Here is a 17,185-nt window from a genome sequence, read left to right as displayed (position 1 = left end):
GTTATAACTAAAATAATTTTTTTATGCAGAAAAGGTACTTACTGTTTCTTTTGTTTTCTTTAGTTTCATTTTCGCAGTCTAAGTTTACCGTTTATTTTGAAACCAATTCGTTTAGACTTACAGAAAGTGAGCAATTAAAATTGGACCAGTTTTTAAGCAATAAAGCAATTGAAATAACAAATGTTATTGGTTACTGTGATTATAGATCAACGAATTCATATAATTACGAACTGTCAGTTAATAGAGCAAAATTTATTAAAGAATATATAGAATCAAATTCTTATAATAAAAATATTATAGTAGAAGCAAAAGGAGAAAATTTTAAAAAAAATGAAAACTTGGCTTTAAATAGAAAAGTTGAAATCATTTTTAAAGAAATTGACCTTATCGAACAAATTAAAAAGTTAAGAAAAGGAGATAAATTAATTATAAAAAACCTAAACTTTTATAACAATTCTGGTAATGTGCTTCCTGAATCTAAAGCTGTTTTGGAACAATTATTAAATGTTATGAAGAGTATACCAAAACTAAAAATTGAAATTCAAGGGCACATTTGTTGTCAATCTTTAGACGCATCTGAAGAAACGGAAGATATTGCTTTGGTTAGAGCGCTTGCAGTTTATTCCTATCTTTTTTATGGTGGAATAGACAAAAACAGATTGACTTATAAAAGTTTTAAAAGCTCAAAACCAATATTTCCTATTCCTGAAAAAAATGAAGATGAACGCAATGCCAACCGAAGAGTTGAAATCATGATTCTTGAAAATTAATAATGGCACGTTTTTTTATGTAATAAATTTATCGTTACTTAGTTTTTTAATCTTAAATCATTAAAATGAAGTCTTTTTTATCCTTTATCCTTTTCTTTTTTATAACAAACACTTTTGCGCAAGAACAATTTGCTGTTTATTTTAACAGTGATAAGTTTGAGCTCACAAAAGCTGAAAATAAAAAGCTAAACGATTGGATGATTTTACATACCAAAGACAAAATTGTTGCTATAAACGGTTATACTGATGAAGATGGAAGCAGTGGTTATAACGATACTTTGGCCAAAAAAAGAGTTAATCATGTATTTGAAATTGTAAAAGAGAAAGTTCCATTTAGAGAAGATTTTAAAAGTAGAAGTTATGGTGAAAATTTTAACCAATCTAAAAATAAAGCTGAAAACAGAAAAGTAACCATCTACTACATTGAAGAAAAAGATTTACCAAATGAAAATAAAATTTTGGGTATTGAAGAAGATGTAGAAATAGAGGTTGACTCAACTTTTGTTTTAGATGAAGTTATTTCAGATGATGCTCCTTTAGCAGAACGAATGACTAAAACAAGAGTAGGTAAAACTTTAATATTAAAAGACATCAATTTCTATCACAATACGTTTGGGGTAATGAATGAATCTCGACCTGTTTTATATGATTTGCTAGATGTGATGCAAAAAAATCCTAAGTTAGTTATTCAAGTACAAGGACATGTTTGTTGTAATGCAGATGTTACTGATTCTCGTTCGGTAATGTTATCTCGTGAACGTGCTAAAGCTATTAAATTGTTTTTAGTTGCAAAAGGAATTCCTGCAAGTCGAGTGAGTTTTCAAGGGTTTGGTAGTTCTATGCCAATTTACCCAATTCCTGAAAAAAATGAAGAGGAACGTGTAGCTAATAGAAGAGTGGAGATTTTGATTGTGAAGAAATAATTACGAATTATCAATTACGAATTACGAATTTTATAATTTAGTCATCTTGAACTTGATTCATTTTTTTCTTAATTTTTATAAATTTCTCTAATTTCTTCAATTGGTGTTCCAAAATTCTAAAACTCTAAAAATCCAAAAATCTTTTCCTATCTTTGCCACACAACAACACACAAACAACAAAAATGAGTTCTGATACTAGTCAACGCTACAATCTTCGTGGAGTTTCTGCTGCTAAAGAAGATGTTCACAATGCTATTAAAAATATTGATAAAGGTCTTTTTCCTAAGGCTTTTTGTAAAATTATTCCAGATTATTTAACGAATGATGATGCGTATTGTATCATAATGCACGCAGATGGAGCTGGTACAAAGTCTTCATTGGCTTATATGTATTGGAAAGAAACTGGTGATGTTTCGGTTTGGAAAGGTATTGCACAAGATGCTTTGATCATGAATATTGACGATTTATTGTGTGTAGGAGCTGTAGATAATATTTTGCTTTCTTCAACAATTGGTCGTAATAAGAATTTAATTCCTGCTGAGGTTTTATCTGCTATTATTAATGGAACTGAAGAATTATTAAATGAGTTAAAATCATTTGGTGTTACGATTCATTCAACAGGTGGAGAAACGGCTGATGTTGGAGATTTAGTTCGAACTATTATCGTAGATTCAACAGTTACTGCTCGCATGAAACGTGTTGATGTGATTGACAATGCTAATATAAAACCAGGCAATGTAATCGTTGGATTATCAAGTTCTGGACAAGCTACTTATGAGAAAAGTTATAACGGTGGAATGGGAAGCAATGGTTTGACTTCTGCTCGTCACGATGTGTTTCATAAGTATTTAGCAGAGAAGTATCCTGAGAGTTTTGATGCTTCTGTACCTAATGAATTGGTTTATTCTGGACAAATAAAATTGACAGATGAAGTTGAGAATAGTCCTATTGATGCTGGACAACTAGTACTTTCTCCTACTAGAACTTATGCTCCTATTATTAAGAAAATATTAGATAAATATACTCCTAAAGAAATTTGTGGAATGGTTCACTGTAGTGGTGGAGCACAAACTAAAGTGTTGCATTTTGTGGATAATGTTCACGTGATTAAAGATAATTTATTTCCAATTCCTCCTTTATTCAAATTGATACAAGAGCAATCTAAAACAGATTGGAAAGAAATGTATCAAGTGTTTAATTGTGGACACCGAATGGAACTTTATGTAGATGAATCTATTGCAAATGACATCATCGAAATTTCAAAATCATTTGGTGTTGATGCTCAAATTGTGGGTAGAGTAGAAGAGAGTCCAACTAAGAAGCTAACCATTACCAGTGAATACGGAACATTCGAATATTAAAACAGAAAACCAACTCAAAAACGAGTTGGTTTTTTTTTATCTGTATTCTGGATTTTCGAATTGCCAACGTTTTCCGTTGTCCCAGTCTTCTCTTGAGTTTCCATATTTGGGGTAACCTCCTTGATTTTTTAACATTAAAGCTAAATGTAAAAGATTATAGGTCATGAAGGTGGTGTTTCTGTTGGTGAAGTCTGAGTCTGTTCCTATTGGGGGATTTATTTTTTTGCCTTGCCATTCTGTATCTCCATAACTTGGTCCTGGTCCGACTTCTCCTATCCAACCTGCATCTGCTTGTGGTGGAATTGAGTAACCTACATGTTGTAATGCATATAAAATTCCCATTGCACAATGTTTTACTCCATCTTCGTTTCCTGTGATTATGCAACCACCTGCTTTTCCATAGAAGATATATTGTCCTTTTTCGTTTGTTTTTCCACTCATTGCGTATAATCTTTCAATTAGCTTTTGACATTCGGAAGATTTTTCTCCTAACCAAATAGGTGTTCCCACAATTAATATATCAGCGTCCATTACTTTTTTAAAAAGGGTTGGCCATTCGTCTTCGTTCCAGCCGTTTTCTGTCATATCTGGATAAATGCCACTTGCTACTTTGTGGTCTATCAAACGGATTTCTTCTAAGGTGACTTTTTCCTTTTTCATGATCTCTTTGGACACATTCATTAAGGTATCAGTGTGACTTTTTTCTGGAGACTTTTTTAAAGTACAATTGATGTATAATGCTTTTAAAATACTAAAATCGGGTTGGCTCATAATGTTATGGTTTTAATTAGACTATTTTTTCTATTTACTGAAAAGCAATCGGTGCTGCTAAACAACTATCTGGAATGGCAAAAGCATCCACTAAAGCAACTGCATCTGGACGGATTTCCCAACACAATTGATTTACTGTTTTTCTGATGGCTTTTGTTTTTACAGGTTCCATGTAACCGTCTTCTAAATACCAAGCTTTGTTTTTTTCTATTTGATGCAAAGCATATAATTGGAGCAATTTAGTTAAGGTGTTTTTTAGTGCTTCATCTTCAACGGATGCTGTGGCTTTTTGGAATTGTTCTAAAGTTACTCTTTCTAGGTAGGCTTGTGCTACTTCTATCATGTGATGTTGTACTACGTTGAAAGCATCATATGGTTCTAAGCCATTATCAATTAGTTTTTTGATTCTTTTTGCAGCTGATTCTAAGATGCTTTTTTCTCTATATTGGAAGGCTTGCAAATGAAACTCGTTGTTTAGCAAATGTTCTTCGCTTGTGTTTCTGGTGGCGATTGGGTTTTTTTGTGATACGGCTGTTTTGGCACTTTCGAACACGTAATTTATCATGCCCATGGAACCCATTTCTCCGAATGCTTTTCTGAATTCTGACAATCTGTTTTTGGCTACTAATTGCATTAGAACTGTGTTGTCTCCTTCAAAAGTAGTGTAGACATCGGTGTCGTTTTTTAGGGCATCTATTCTGTTTTCTGATAGGTAGCCTTTTCCTCCACAGGCTTCACGGCATTCTTGTAGTACTGTTGTAGTGTTCCAAGTGGAATAGGATTTCATTCCTGCTGCTAAGGCTTCTATTTCTTGCATTTCTTCTTCGGTTCTGTTGATGAAACGGTTGGTTAAGTATTGCAATGCGAAGTGAATAGCATAAGTTTTGGCTAAATGAGGTAACAATCTTCTTTGGTGTATTCTGTAATTTAAAATAGGAATTTCTGAACCACCTTCTGGACCGAATTGTCTTCTTTGGTCTGCATATTTTATGGCTATAGTCAATCCTGATTTTGCGGCTGCTAGTGCTGAACGTGGGATTCCTATTCGTCCACCAACTAATGTTCCTAACATGGTGAAGAATCTTCTGTTGTCACTTGGAATGGGACTTTCAAATTCTCCTTTTTCGTTTACGGATGCGAAACGATCTAGCATGTTTTCTTTTGGAATTTCTACATTATCAAAACTAATGGTTCCGTTGTCTACTCCATTTAAACCCATTTTGTGACCGCAATCTCCAATGGTTATACCTTTTAAGGTGTTGCCTTCTTGGTCTCTAATGGGAACTACGAAAGCATTGACTCCATAATCGTGGTTGTCTATGATTAGTTTAGCAAAAACGGTTGCCATTTGTCCGTGAACAGCTGCATTGCCTATGTATTCTTTTTGTGCGTTTTTGTTTGGGGTTTGTATGGTGAATGTTTTGGTTTTGTGGTTGTATGTTGCTGAAGTTTCCAAGCCTTTTACATTGGAACCGTGATGGGTTTCTGTCATGGCAAAGCAACCTGGTAGTTTTAGGGAACCAATATCTTGTAAATATTTTTGGTGATGTTTTGCTGTTCCTAAGGAATAAACACTCATACCCCAAAGACCGAATTGTACTCCAAACTTAATGACTAAACTTAAATCGTGATAGCTTAGGGTTTCCATGATTGCAAAATAGTCTGCCATGTTTTCTCCTCCTCCGTATTTTTTGGGATAAGCCATGTTGCCTAAGTTTTCTTTGGCTAAGATTTTACACCATTCATATACTTTTTCTCTATAGATATTTATGTCTGTTGAGGTTTCGTAGGCAAACTCTTTTCTTGAAATGACTTCTTTTACTTTGTTGATGATGGGTTCTTGTGCTCCGTCTAAAAAGGATGTCAGTTTGTTGACTTCAAATGTGCTATTGGTTTTGAGGTTAGATGTTAAAGTGTTTTTATTAGTTTTGAATTCGCTAATAACTTCTTCTCCTAATATACCTAAATCATTTTCTAGTTTGGTGAATTGTGTGGCAATTCCTTTTAGGTTTTTGTTGTGGTTTGATAAAACTGTTGCTAAATCATGCAATGACTTGATGCTTGGGTTTTGTTGTATGGTATTTTGCAAAGTTATATACCAAGTGTTTATGTCTTCTCTGGAAGGTGGATTAAATATGTCGATTTTGGCTGTTAATTCTTTTTGTTCTTTTTGAGTTAACCATGTTTGGGAGTTGATGAACTGTTGTAAAGTTTGGAATTCTTTTTGGGTTAATAGATCATCTGACCAGACTAGGTAGAAGAGTGGGATGAAGGCTTGTAATTTGGCTTTATCTAATGACATACATATTGATTTTTAAATTTATAGATCTCTAATTAACCGTAAAAATTAAGTTTTAGAAATTTGTTCTTTAAATATAAAAAAAATGTGGGCAACTTGATTAGCCTTGAGAAATTTTTAACAGTAGTTGCTTTTTAATTTAGACGTCATAACCAATGACGAATTCAATAAGGTCTTGAAAGTTTGCTACATTTTTAGCGTGACCTACCTCTGATGTTGATGCCATAAATTAAATTATTAAATTGTTACTAATGGCGTCAAAAAATATATAAATATTCTTACTGAATTAACATTTTAACAAAATATTTATTATTTTTTTTAGAGTATGTTTGTAGAATGTTTGTTTTGTTGGCTTTTTAGAAAATGTGTGGTATTGTTTTGTATAAAAAAACCTCTTTTTTTATTTAAAAAGAGGTTTTTGTTTTTAACGTGCCTCGGCTTGACGCAGTAGTGAAGCCAGCGAACTAATTATTTTCTGTTAAAGATAGAATTTTTTCGTGAAGAAAAAACGTCAAGGTAACGAAGCAAACCAACTATTGCTTCAAACCGCTGTTATAGCCAGTTTTTTTAAAATGGTTTTTTAACATTTAATTCTTCTATAAGTACACCGCTTCCAGCCAAGTGTTCCAGTCTCATAGTTTCAATAGTCAATTCATAAGAATCAGGTTGAATTCTGGCAATTTTCATTTCGTAATCTCGATATCCTAAACAAGCTAATAATTTACAAAGAGAGTATCTATCTTTTGGAGTTGTTTTGCAACCAAATATGATTTGTTTTATAGATTTGTTGTTGATTTTTAAAAACCCTTGACTATAGTTTATAAGACGGATTTCTTTCTCATATGCCCATTTTTCACATTTTGTTTGTAAAATTTTAAATATCAAATTTTCAAGTTCGTCTTTGTTATAACTAAATATATCCAAAGGTGAATTAGTATATTCTACTTCAACAATTTCCAATTTTTCGTCTTTTGAAAAGCAGATGTCTTGTTCATTTTTTGAATTATAGAATTCAAATTTTAGACAAATTCCCGCATGATTGTTGCCATAATGTCCCCACATTACAGGACAGGTTTCTGTTTGCGAACCACAGGTAATTCCATATTTGTGAATGTCGACATAGAGAAATGTATAGTCAAAATACATTTTGGTTTGTAGTTCAGTATTGTTGAGTTTATAAGCTGTTTGGAAATATTCAATGTTATTATAAAAAGTAAAAATTTCAATTAATCTATGTTCAAAATCTCCAATTTCGTTGTAATAACTTTCATCAAATTTCTCAAGAACTTTAAGGTATACTTCGAGTAAATGTTCGAAATCTAATTTCTTCTTTTCAAATTCTTTCAGACTTTTGAGAATGTCTATTTTTTGATTAATATTTGCTTGGATGAACAAATAGAAATTTTCTAACTTGTTTATATCTGTACAAAGCTTAAATCTTGGTAATGAATCAAAAGGATCGTTGAAGTTTTTCGGATTAGAAAAATGTAATTCGTTATTAATAAGAGAATTGAATAAATTCTGGTTAATTGTAAAATATTTATAAAAGTAATTTCCTGATTTACTCATAGTGTCTCGAAAAATTGGCTACAACTAGTTTATACTCGCTACTTTCTTCCTAGTTTTACACCTATTTGGCTGGATAGTCGCAAGTTTTAACTTCTTTTATCAAATATAGGTAAAAACTTTATAGGTTGCTTAAAATCTTACAAAAGGTTGTTGGTTATTTTTTTGAGGGTTTAACTGTTTATTTGTTGAATCGTGGAATTGTGGAATTGTTGAATTGTTGAATTGTTTATTTGTTAAAAGGAGTAAGTAGCTAGTTTTTTTAGTAAGACTATTTGTCCTAAATGGTAGTAGCTGTGTTCTATCATTCCATCAATGTTTCGTAAATAGCTGCCGTATTTTTGATCTACGAAATTTTTACTCCATTGTTCTTCGGGTGTTTTTTCTATTAGTTGTACTAGTTCTTCGGTGTCGTTCCAAAATTTGTTTAGAAAATCTTCCCATTGGTCTTGGGATTCTATGGGAGGAAAGTTGAAGCTGTATTTGTCTCTGATTTCTAGTTTTCCATTGATGAACACGTTTTTTATTCCAACAATATAATAATGGATGTGTTGTGCTAAAACAGCAATTGTATTGAGTGATTCTACTTTAATGGTTGCAAGTTGCCAATTTGTATTTTCTAATTGGTTTTTGAAATTTGTGTTTGCAATCCATGTTCCGTTTAAAATGACTTCTCGAAAACGGTTGGCTAGTTGTTCGCTTTTTGTCATGGTTTTAAATAGGGATTAGTGAATAGTGTTTATTCAAATTTAGAATTTAAAAAAGCTTCTAACATTTCTTTTGCTATTTTTTCATCCACTGCAGTTATATTTACAGTAAACTCTTTTTTATCAAACAACCTGCTGAGTCCAATGGTTTTCATTTTCATTCCGTTTGGGAAATCAATAGTAACGTCAAATCTTTGAAATTCTAATCCGCTTATTTTTTGCTTTGATGAAATTGAATCAAGTTTTGCTTTTGGCATTTGAGCTTCCATTGTTTGATACATTATTAAGTTAACTTCTTTGTAAGTTTCTAAATAATCTCCATCGATTTCAATATCATAGGGTTGATAATTAGCTTCAAAATTATTAAACTGTCCTTTTTCAAATTTAAAAATAGTTGTTGCTTGATTAATTATTTCCTCTCCGAATGTTTTTTCAATTGCTTCTTTTCCTCTTTGTTGTATTTTATTCCAATCGCTTTCATTTATGGAATTGAAATCTTCAGGAATAGTTATAGTCCAATTAAAATTTTTATTATGTATGACTTTTGGGTTTGATTCTGTTTGACTTTTACAGCTAATTAGTCCCAAAAAGAGTATTAGACAGGTTATTTTTAATTTGCTCATAAATTTCTTTTGTTCGATTTAATTTTTTAGTAGTTGCTTAAATTTGTTTCATAAGATTACAAGTACAAAAATCTTACTACAAACCTAGTCTTGTAATTGCTATAAATGGTGGTTGGCACACTTTTTATTCAAAGAAAACATCTTCTAAGTTGCCTTTTTCGTAAGCTTTTAAATATTTTTTTGATTGCGAACTTATTTTAACATTATTCTTTTTATCACCAATGTATTTTAAAACAATTTTTGCTCCTTCAAGTTGAACTTCTCTAACATCTTCTTGTTCGCTATATTTTTGTCCTTCTATTGGTTTACATTCCAATATTCTATCCTTATTTATTTTTTGGTCTAAACCATAGTTAATCATTGCAACAATATAAAGAAATTGTTGTTTATCTTCGTTTGTTAGAGCATTGAAAAAGTTACCAAATGTTGGAATTCCCATTTCAGTATCTTTATTCATCCAAAAACCTACAATCTGAGTTGCAGATACAAATTCTTTGGATTTTAAATCCACAGGATTTTCAAAAATATAATTTGTTGCTTCAAAGAGTAGCTGTTCATATTTATCATATGTAACATTTTTATCTTTTTTCATTTCTTCTAGCGAAACTGATAACTGACCAAAAACAGTAATTGGTAAGAGAAATAATAAAGTAATAATTTTTATCATTGTTGTGTTTATTAGAGTGTTAACGTTTGGTGGTTTTGCCTAGTGTTTAATAAATAAGCATTTAGCCTTAATTAATTAAATTATTTTACTGATATTGACTATCTTTTAAATTTTGCCCAAACCAGCCATTGAGCAAAACCGCTGTTATATGCAGCTCTTTCTATTGCCATTATTTGAATTTAATTGCATAAAACAATGATAATAATTTGTTGTTAAGTTTGTCATATTCTTTGACAGCAATAAAGATAGTATTATTGTCAACCCAAAATATTGGTGTTTTTTCTTTTTCATTTATGTCAACTGATGTAAAATCAAATGAAATACTTTTACTAATGGTATTTTTTGAAGATTCACAAATTTCAATTTGTAGATAATTATCTGAACCTTGTCTCTCTAATCCAATCCATTGACCATTTTTAGACATTACTCCATATTCGCCTCTAAATCTATCATAACCTGAAGCCATTTCACTTGTATTTGAATTTACAAATACAGCTTTTGGATAATGCATTTCAAGTATGTAAAACAAATACAAGTTAAGAGTAGGATAGTATGCTTTAAATGATGTTAAACATCTTGGCGATTTGCATAACTCTTCTACTGCAAGTTCTTTTTCACTATTGTTGTAAGTTTTTTCAATTGACTTAAAAGCTTTTTCAAGTTTTGTTGTGTCATTAATTTTGGTTACAAAGGAAGCGTTATAATTATTTGTTAAAGCACTTCTAAATTCCATTTCGGTAATAGAAGTAAAAGTGAAAAATCGTTTATTTTCTTCAAGTTGTAAAATTTCAGTTTTGTTTGTCTGTGCATTAGTCCAATTGCTAAAACTTGTCAAAAACAAACTCGCAAAGAATGTCAAAACGATTTGAAGTTGTATTTTCATTGTTTAATAGTTTTATTCACGGTGTTGTTTTAGAGTTGCATATAACGTTTTGCGTGTATGAGAAGTAGCGGATTAAAAAGCACTTCACTTTTAGTTTGGTACTAACTTTTATTAATAGCACTTACCTTTGATTTAACACTAAACCCGCTATTTCTTATACACGCTGTTGGGCATAGTTTTCATATGTTTTATTTGTCCATTTTCATTTATGGTAATGCTCATATTTTCAATTTTAACAGGCTGAATTTCCTCCCCAACATATGCCCAGTCTGTTTGAGTGAAAATAATTTTATTTTTATCCTTTATGTTATATTCAATAGTATGGCTTTTACCATTGTCAAAATCTGTTGCCTTTCCTATATATAAATTGTCAATCAAGTTAAAATCTTTATTATGAGTACAGATTATCATTTGGTCAAATGTTCCAGTATTGTGTAAAAGACTTACTATAATATTATTTCCTAGATTCAAATCGATTTTTTCAGAACCAATGATTCTTAAATCTTCGATTGTGTCAGTTACTTTAGGGTAATATTTATTTAAATTTTGTTGATTCAATTCACCGTGTATTGGCAAGATATATTGCCTTTTTTTTGTATCGTCTTTTTTTATTTCTGATTCAATTGGTTCAGCCTTTTTGATTTCAGTTGTTTGTAAAGAATCAATCTCTTTGGTAAATTCATTATTTTCATTTGATTTACAACCGATAGCTAAAATCAATATAAGTCCAAATGTGATTTGTCTACTCATTTTTCTCAAATTATGCCCAACTAGTTTATACTCGCAACTTATTTACTAGTTTTATACCTATTTGGCAGGATAGTCGCAAGTTTTAACTTCTTTTTCAAATATAAGTAAAAAGAGTTATGGTTTTCTAAAATCTTACAAAAGGTTATTGATTATTTTTTTTGAGGTTGATAGGAAGGAAAAGGTTGTAGGTTGTAGGTTATAGGTTATGGGTTTTGAGGGAAAAGGGAAAAGGAGTAAAGTGTGAATAGGAGAATGGGTGAGTAGGGAAGAGTTTCTTGTGGGTTTCTTCCGTTGTTGGGATTACATGATTTTGGGAGTTGCTTAAGTTTGTTTCATAAGATTACGAGTACAAAAATCTTACTACAAACCTAGTCTTGTAATTGCTATAAATGGTGGTTGGCAAACATATTTTTAAAAATCAATTGTATATTTTAAATCAAATCTTCCTTCTGTAATATGTGAAATTGTATCTCTATTAATCTCTTTGCAGTCAAACCAAAATACTCCAGAAATAATTTTATTTTCTGTATCAAGTTTAATTATTTTTAACTCTCCAAAATTTGAATTGTTAGTAGTAAATTCATAAACAGGTGTAAATCCAGTTCCATCTCCATTGTCAATAGTTTTACCCCAATGCTCATAAATTCCATATATATTGTTGTCTTGATTTACATTAATAGGATAAGTATTTCCTTCAATTAGAGGATTCAAACCACCATTTAATCTTATATTTATTAATTTATTACTAACCTCATTGTTAGCAAAAATTGATAAATAATATCCATTAAAATAGTATTCGTTATATACATATGTCGCTTTTAAAATTGGATTAGAATACGGTGAACCAGTAATCTTTCGTTTTGGAAGAAAGATTTGGTTATCAATTTTACAACCAAAAGTATTTTTTCCTTCTGATGTAAAATTTGGTAAGCTTGATGAAGTTCCGTCATCAGTATTTTCACAACTAACAAAACAAAAGATTATAATCAAAAAGGTTAAAATATCTTTCATGTTTTTTCTTTTATAGATGATTTTTTTTGAATTTGGTTGCGCTAATATGTTTGCTAACGTTTTGCGGCTACAAGAAGTGGCGATGAACTAAGACCAAGCCTTTACAAATATTACCAAAACTTTAAATTAAAAACCTTTCCGATTTCAAATAAATCCCGAGCCTCTTCATTTCTTGAAACCGCTGTTGTGTGCAGTTTTTATTTGAATTCGTTTAGCATCATTTCAGATAAGTTCGTTTTATCTTCAATCTTTTCAAACACTTTTTTCGCTTTTTTGATTAATTTTTCGTCATTATTATTCTTTCCAATTTTTATTAAACTGAAAGCATAGTTTATTCGATATTCTTCATTTTTGGTAATTTTACCGCTCATTTTTTCAAAAGCTTCAATGCTTTCAATATATTTTTCATCTCTTGTTAAAAGAATTCCTTGAGTAAAATAAATTTCATCTCCAATTGTTATTCCTTTTTCATTATATTTCCTTATTGCAATATTTAAATTTTCTAAACCATTTTTTGTGTCACCAATAAAAATTGAAGTTGAAGCTATACCGTAAAACCCTTCAGCACTTTCAGGGAAATATTCTTTCATTTCACTATATTTCTTTCTTGCAAGTTTAAATGAACCCATTTTAGAAGCCATAAAAGCTAAATTTTGTTTGAAAATAAAATTCTTATTGCTCAAACTATCTGCCATGTAATAATACGTTAAGGCAGCTTTGTCCATATTTGAAAGTCTATATGTATAACCCGCGAAAAAATATGCGTCGCAAAATGTGCTATCCTTTTTTATCAAATCTAAAAATAGTCTATTTGCACCACCAATGTATAAATTAGCTTTTATACAATCTATTCCTAATTTAAAATTTTCTTTTGATTCTTTATCATTTGGAATTGGACAAATTGTATAATTTCCATCAAAATAATCTGATTGAGAGTTGCTAAATTGTGATATAAGTAGAAAAAATAATATGTAGTATTTCATGATTGTATAATTTATATTCTTCTGATTTTTGGGTAAATTGCACACAACTAGTAATACTCGCTATTTACCTAGTACTTTTATACCATAATGGCTGGATAGTAACAAGTTTTTTTCAAATATAAGTAAAAAGAGTTATGGTTGTCTAAAATCTTACAAAAGGTATTGATTATTTTTTTTGAGGTTGAAAGGGAGGAAAAGGTTTTGGGTTATAGGTTGTAGGTTATATGTTATGGGTTTTGAGGGAAAAGGGAAAAGGAGTGAATAGGAGAATGGGTGAGTAGGGATTTTTTTTGTAACAACTGCGGTTTTTTTTCGTCACATAGAAAACTTTAAAATGTATTGTATTATGAAAAAGGTATTGGGTATTTTTAAAAATAAAATAAAATTATTTTATCAGTGTGAATTGAAATCTTTTAATAAAATTCTTGGTATTAAGTAATTTTGGTTGACTACTTTTTTAGTTCGTAATAAAGTATTATTGCACCTGAGTCAAACTTTTTTGTTTTTAGTAATTTAAAAATAGTTCTATTTTTTATTTGATCAAACAGTTTTAATCCTTTTCCTTCTACCATTGGATAAATACAAATTTGAAATTCATCAATTAAATTCAGGTTTATAAGTTGAATTATTAAACTTCGACTACCGACTAAAATATCTTCGCCAACTTGTTTTTTGAGTGCTACAACTTCTTTTTCAAGTTCTTTTGTTGCCATTTTTGCACTTTTCCATTCGGTGTTTTTTATGGTTTGTGAAAAAACAATTTTTGGTACTTTGTCAATGGCAATAGCAAAGTCATTCATAGATTTTTCTTCAGATGGGTTTTCAATGAACTGTTGCCAAAATTGCATGAGTTGGTAAGTTGTTCGTCCATATAAAATGACTCCAGCATTGTTTAAAAGCTCTGTGTAATGTTGGTGAATATCTTCATCAGGAATGCCAACTGTGTGGTCGCAAACTCCATCGAGAGTTATGTTTATTGCAGCAATTACTTTTCTCATACTCTTTCTTTTTTTGATAATGAAAAATCGATTCTAATTTTCTGCTATTTCTTTTAGCTTATTTAGTGCGTTTGGCCAAGTGTTATTAAAATAATCCATGTACTCTTCCATGGTATCTACTTCAACTTTCACTATCGTTACACCATTATTTTCATTAAACGTATAATTTTCATGTCCTCCAGCCCATTTTTCAACTTGTTCTCCTGAAGTGATTTCTTTTTCACCATCTAGTATTCCATAATGACGAATTGAAACAAATTGAGAGGGTTTGTTTTCGGCAATTTCGGCAATCATTCCACCACGTTTTCCGTTTTCATCTGTTCCAATGAAATACATTTTGTCTCCTTTGTTCCAACTTCCTTCATAGGTTGAAGTTGGATTAAATTCGGCTGTCCATTTTTCATAGGTTGATTTATTGGTGATACCAAGCATCAAATCATATATCTTGTTTGCTGGAGCATTGATGTTTATTTCGTATTGTAGTTTTTTCATAATTATATGTTTTTTAGTTTTGATGTTGTTCTAAGTTTATCATCCAATTGATTCCAAATTTATCTGTGAACATTCCAAAATAAGCTCCCCAAAAAGTGTCTGCCATTGGCATGGTTACTTGTCCACCTGCTGAAAGTCCTTCAAATAATTTGTCTGCTTCTTCTTTAGATTCTGGAGTTATTGAGACTGAAAAATTGTTTCCTTGAACATATGTTGGAGCCCAATCACCACCAACATCACTTCCCATTAAAATTGAAGTTCCTATGGGTAAACTAACATGCATAATTTTACCTTTGTCTGATTCTGGAACTTTATAGTCTTCACTTTCGGGCATTTCTCCAAATCGTCCGATGTAATTAAATTCTACTCCAAAGACTGATTTGTAAAAATTAAATGCTTCTTCGCAATTTCCATTGAAGTTTAAATAAGTGTTTGTTGTTGCCATTTTTTTTGAGGTTATAAGGTTATAAGGTTAAAAGGTTAAGAGGGTTTGTGTTGTTAGTTATGAGTTATGAGTTATGAGTTATGAGGGAAAAGGGAATAGTTGTGAGTTATGTTTTTTGTTTTTTATCTGTGTTGGTCGATTAGGATGTTGTTTCCGTCTGGATCTTTTAGCGTTATGTATTCTGGTCCAGATGTTTTTTCGTCAGCTTCTCTGGTTAATTCTATTCCTAATTTTTTTAAATGATTTTGTATGGCTCTAACATCGTCAAATTCTTCAATGTTTTCTGCATTGCCATCCCAACCAGGATTGAAAGTGATTATATTATCGGTAAACATTCCTTGGAAAAGTCCGATTACGGCATTCTCATTTTTGAGTACAATCCAGTTTTGGTCGATGTTTCCACCTTTGTATTTGAATCCTAAGTTTTCGTAGAATTCTTTTGATTTGTGTATGTCTTTTACGGCTAGACTTATTGAGAAGGCTCCTAGTTTCATGGTTTTTTGTTTAATTGTTTAACTGTTTAATCGTTTATTTGTAAAAAAGGATAGGTAATAATGTTTTACATTTTCTTCAATTCCTTTTCTAATCTGTCGAAGTTTTCTTCGTTTTTGGGTTCGGCAAATTTTCTTATTTTTTCACATTCTTCTTCTGTTTTGAAAATCATTCTAAAAGTTATTTTTGTTGTGGAATCACTTTGCTTTTCAAAAGCTATTTCCATATCAAATAAAGGTTGCGAATTTCTTGTCCAAGCAATCAATTTGTTAGGTTCTACAGTTTTAAAAACAGATGAATTTTCATAATTACCTACTTCTGGACCGTGCATGGTAAGTATCCATTTTCCACCTGGTTGTAAATCAAATTCATGAATAGTATTGGTAAAACCTTCTGGTCCCCACCAATTTTTTAAATGTGATGGATTGGCAAAAGCTTCATATACTTTTTCAACAGGAGTATTCAAAACTCTTGAACTTAAAATTTCTTTATTAGAATTTGAAAGCATTTTTACAAATTTTAAATGATTTACTTTAGATTTTACCTTTGTATTTTGGATCAAAATCTACCATCCATTCAATGCCATATTTGTCTCTGAACATTCCAAAGTAAGAACCCCAAGGACTATCTGACATAGGAAATTCTACTTGTCCACCTGCAGAAAGACCATTGAATAATTTATCAGCTTCTTCACGAGATTCAGCACTGATTGATATTTTAGAACGGTTTTCATTTTCATTAACTGTTCCCATGCTTTCTGGAACATCATTGGCCATCAAGACATTTTGACCAATAGGCAATGCAATATGCATTATTTTGTTTTCTTCTTTTTCTGATACAGGAAATTCTGAACTTGCCATGTCTTTGAAACGCATTACTTGTGCAAATTCACCTCCAAAAACTGATTTGTAGAAAGTGAATGCTTCTTCGGCATTGCCGTTGAAGTTGATGTAAGGATTGATTAGTGCCATTTTTTTGTTGTTTAATCGTTTAACTGTTTAATTGTTGAATCGTTTAATTGAAATGTAATTTTCTTTTAAATATGGATTTTATTCTATTTTAATTAAAGTACTTTTATAAATAAAGTCATCTCCTTCAGATCTTGATTCTTGTTCGTATTCATTTCCATTTGTTTTGGTAATCCTAACTATTAAATCAGGAGTTGAAAGATCTTTGGGTCTTCCATTCCAAAATGCATCATTTCCCAATACTAATTTAAGTTTATAAGTACAGTTATCTATCCAAGTTATTTTTAACTTTATCTCTTTATCTGCAAAATATTCATGTTGAATGGAATCATTTCTTTCAATTGTTGAATTGACAACACCTTTATTAATGTTTTGAAATTTACCTGTTCTAAACATTTGGCAATTGTTTTGTGCATAAGTTGTAAATGATGCAAGAAGTAAAGCGGTTAGTATTTTAAATTTCATTGTATAAAATT

20 protein-coding genes are annotated in these 17,185 nt (G+C 30.7%); 3 read left to right on the top strand and 17 right to left on the bottom strand.

From position 1 onward, the window contains the following. Positions 1-23: 23 nt before the first annotated feature. From ACFO3U_RS13135 to ACFO3U_RS13125, 3 genes are all read left to right on the top strand, one after another. Positions 24-770, top strand: a complete 747-nt coding sequence (locus ACFO3U_RS13135; protein ID WP_379743295.1) for an OmpA family protein — start codon at positions 24-26, stop codon at positions 768-770. 65 nt (positions 771-835) lie between these two features. Further along, positions 836-1,693 carry an OmpA family protein gene (locus ACFO3U_RS13130; RefSeq protein WP_379743292.1) on the top strand — a complete coding sequence of 286 codons (858 nt, stop codon included), beginning with the start codon at positions 836-838 and terminating at the stop codon, positions 1,691-1,693. Positions 1,694-1,875: 182 nt separating this feature from the next. After that, positions 1,876-3,054 carry an AIR synthase related protein gene (locus ACFO3U_RS13125; protein WP_379743289.1) on the top strand — a complete coding sequence of 393 codons (1,179 nt, stop codon included), beginning with the start codon at positions 1,876-1,878 and terminating at the stop codon, positions 3,052-3,054. A gap of 36 nt (positions 3,055-3,090) precedes the next feature. Here ACFO3U_RS13125 and ACFO3U_RS13120 read toward each other — a convergent pair whose 3' ends face one another. From ACFO3U_RS13120 to ACFO3U_RS13040, 17 genes are all read right to left on the bottom strand, one after another. After that, a complete protein-coding gene (locus tag ACFO3U_RS13120; protein ID WP_379743286.1) occupies positions 3,091-3,825 on the bottom strand; it encodes a flavodoxin family protein in 735 nt (244 codons plus the stop codon). Between the two features lie 34 nt (positions 3,826-3,859). Further along, a complete protein-coding gene (locus tag ACFO3U_RS13115) occupies positions 3,860-6,127 on the bottom strand; it encodes an acyl-CoA dehydrogenase family protein (RefSeq protein WP_379743283.1) in 2,268 nt (755 codons plus the stop codon). Between the two features lie 564 nt (positions 6,128-6,691). Then, positions 6,692-7,693, bottom strand: coding sequence for a DUF2971 domain-containing protein (locus ACFO3U_RS13110; protein WP_379743280.1), 1,002 nt, complete (start codon positions 7,691-7,693; stop codon positions 6,692-6,694). A 233-nt stretch (positions 7,694-7,926) separates the two neighbouring features. Further along, a complete protein-coding gene (locus ACFO3U_RS13105) occupies positions 7,927-8,400 on the bottom strand; it encodes a DUF1572 domain-containing protein (protein WP_379743277.1) in 474 nt (157 codons plus the stop codon). 29 nt (positions 8,401-8,429) lie between these two features. Then, on the bottom strand, positions 8,430-9,020 hold the full coding sequence (locus ACFO3U_RS13100; protein ID WP_379743274.1) for a hypothetical protein: 591 nt from the start codon (positions 9,018-9,020) through the stop codon (positions 8,430-8,432). Between the two features lie 124 nt (positions 9,021-9,144). Beyond that, on the bottom strand, positions 9,145-9,687 hold the full coding sequence (locus ACFO3U_RS13095) for a hypothetical protein (protein ID WP_379743271.1): 543 nt from the start codon (positions 9,685-9,687) through the stop codon (positions 9,145-9,147). Positions 9,688-9,856: 169 nt separating this feature from the next. Beyond that, entirely contained in the window at positions 9,857-10,570 is a 714-nt protein-coding gene (locus ACFO3U_RS13090) for a hypothetical protein (RefSeq protein ID WP_379743269.1), read from the bottom strand. Between the two features lie 147 nt (positions 10,571-10,717). Continuing rightward, positions 10,718-11,320, bottom strand: coding sequence for a hypothetical protein (locus ACFO3U_RS13085; protein ID WP_379743266.1), 603 nt, complete (start codon positions 11,318-11,320; stop codon positions 10,718-10,720). Between the two features lie 411 nt (positions 11,321-11,731). Then, positions 11,732-12,331: a Riean_0653 family protein gene (locus tag ACFO3U_RS13080; protein ID WP_379743263.1), complete on the bottom strand. Its 600-nt coding sequence runs from the start codon at positions 12,329-12,331 to the stop codon at positions 11,732-11,734. A 197-nt stretch (positions 12,332-12,528) separates the two neighbouring features. Then, the gene (locus tag ACFO3U_RS13075; RefSeq protein ID WP_379743259.1) at positions 12,529-13,314 is read right to left on the bottom strand and encodes a tetratricopeptide repeat protein; all 786 of its coding nucleotides are present in this window, start codon (positions 13,312-13,314) and stop codon (positions 12,529-12,531) included. Positions 13,315-13,763: 449 nt separating this feature from the next. Beyond that, the gene (locus tag ACFO3U_RS13070) at positions 13,764-14,312 is read right to left on the bottom strand and encodes a dihydrofolate reductase family protein (protein WP_379743256.1); all 549 of its coding nucleotides are present in this window, start codon (positions 14,310-14,312) and stop codon (positions 13,764-13,766) included. A gap of 33 nt (positions 14,313-14,345) precedes the next feature. Further along, complete coding sequence (locus ACFO3U_RS13065) at positions 14,346-14,804, bottom strand: SRPBCC family protein (RefSeq protein WP_379743253.1); 459 nt, start codon at positions 14,802-14,804, stop codon at positions 14,346-14,348. A 13-nt stretch (positions 14,805-14,817) separates the two neighbouring features. After that, positions 14,818-15,249 carry a VOC family protein gene (locus tag ACFO3U_RS13060; RefSeq protein ID WP_379743250.1) on the bottom strand — a complete coding sequence of 144 codons (432 nt, stop codon included), beginning with the start codon at positions 15,247-15,249 and terminating at the stop codon, positions 14,818-14,820. A gap of 122 nt (positions 15,250-15,371) precedes the next feature. Beyond that, the gene (locus ACFO3U_RS13055; RefSeq protein ID WP_379743247.1) at positions 15,372-15,743 is read right to left on the bottom strand and encodes a VOC family protein; all 372 of its coding nucleotides are present in this window, start codon (positions 15,741-15,743) and stop codon (positions 15,372-15,374) included. A gap of 65 nt (positions 15,744-15,808) precedes the next feature. Further along, the gene (locus ACFO3U_RS13050) at positions 15,809-16,249 is read right to left on the bottom strand and encodes an SRPBCC family protein (RefSeq protein WP_379743244.1); all 441 of its coding nucleotides are present in this window, start codon (positions 16,247-16,249) and stop codon (positions 15,809-15,811) included. 25 nt (positions 16,250-16,274) lie between these two features. Continuing rightward, on the bottom strand, positions 16,275-16,712 hold the full coding sequence (locus ACFO3U_RS13045) for a VOC family protein (RefSeq protein ID WP_379743241.1): 438 nt from the start codon (positions 16,710-16,712) through the stop codon (positions 16,275-16,277). A gap of 78 nt (positions 16,713-16,790) precedes the next feature. Beyond that, the gene (locus ACFO3U_RS13040; RefSeq protein ID WP_379743238.1) at positions 16,791-17,174 is read right to left on the bottom strand and encodes a hypothetical protein; all 384 of its coding nucleotides are present in this window, start codon (positions 17,172-17,174) and stop codon (positions 16,791-16,793) included. Between the last annotated feature and the right edge of the window lie 11 nt (positions 17,175-17,185).

Source organism: Flavobacterium ponti, from assembly GCF_042652765.1.
Classification (GTDB): Bacteria; Bacteroidota; Bacteroidia; order Flavobacteriales; family Flavobacteriaceae; genus Flavobacterium; species Flavobacterium ponti.
The sequence above is the reverse complement of the archived record's forward strand: the minus strand, read 5'-3'. Positions and strand labels throughout refer to the sequence as shown.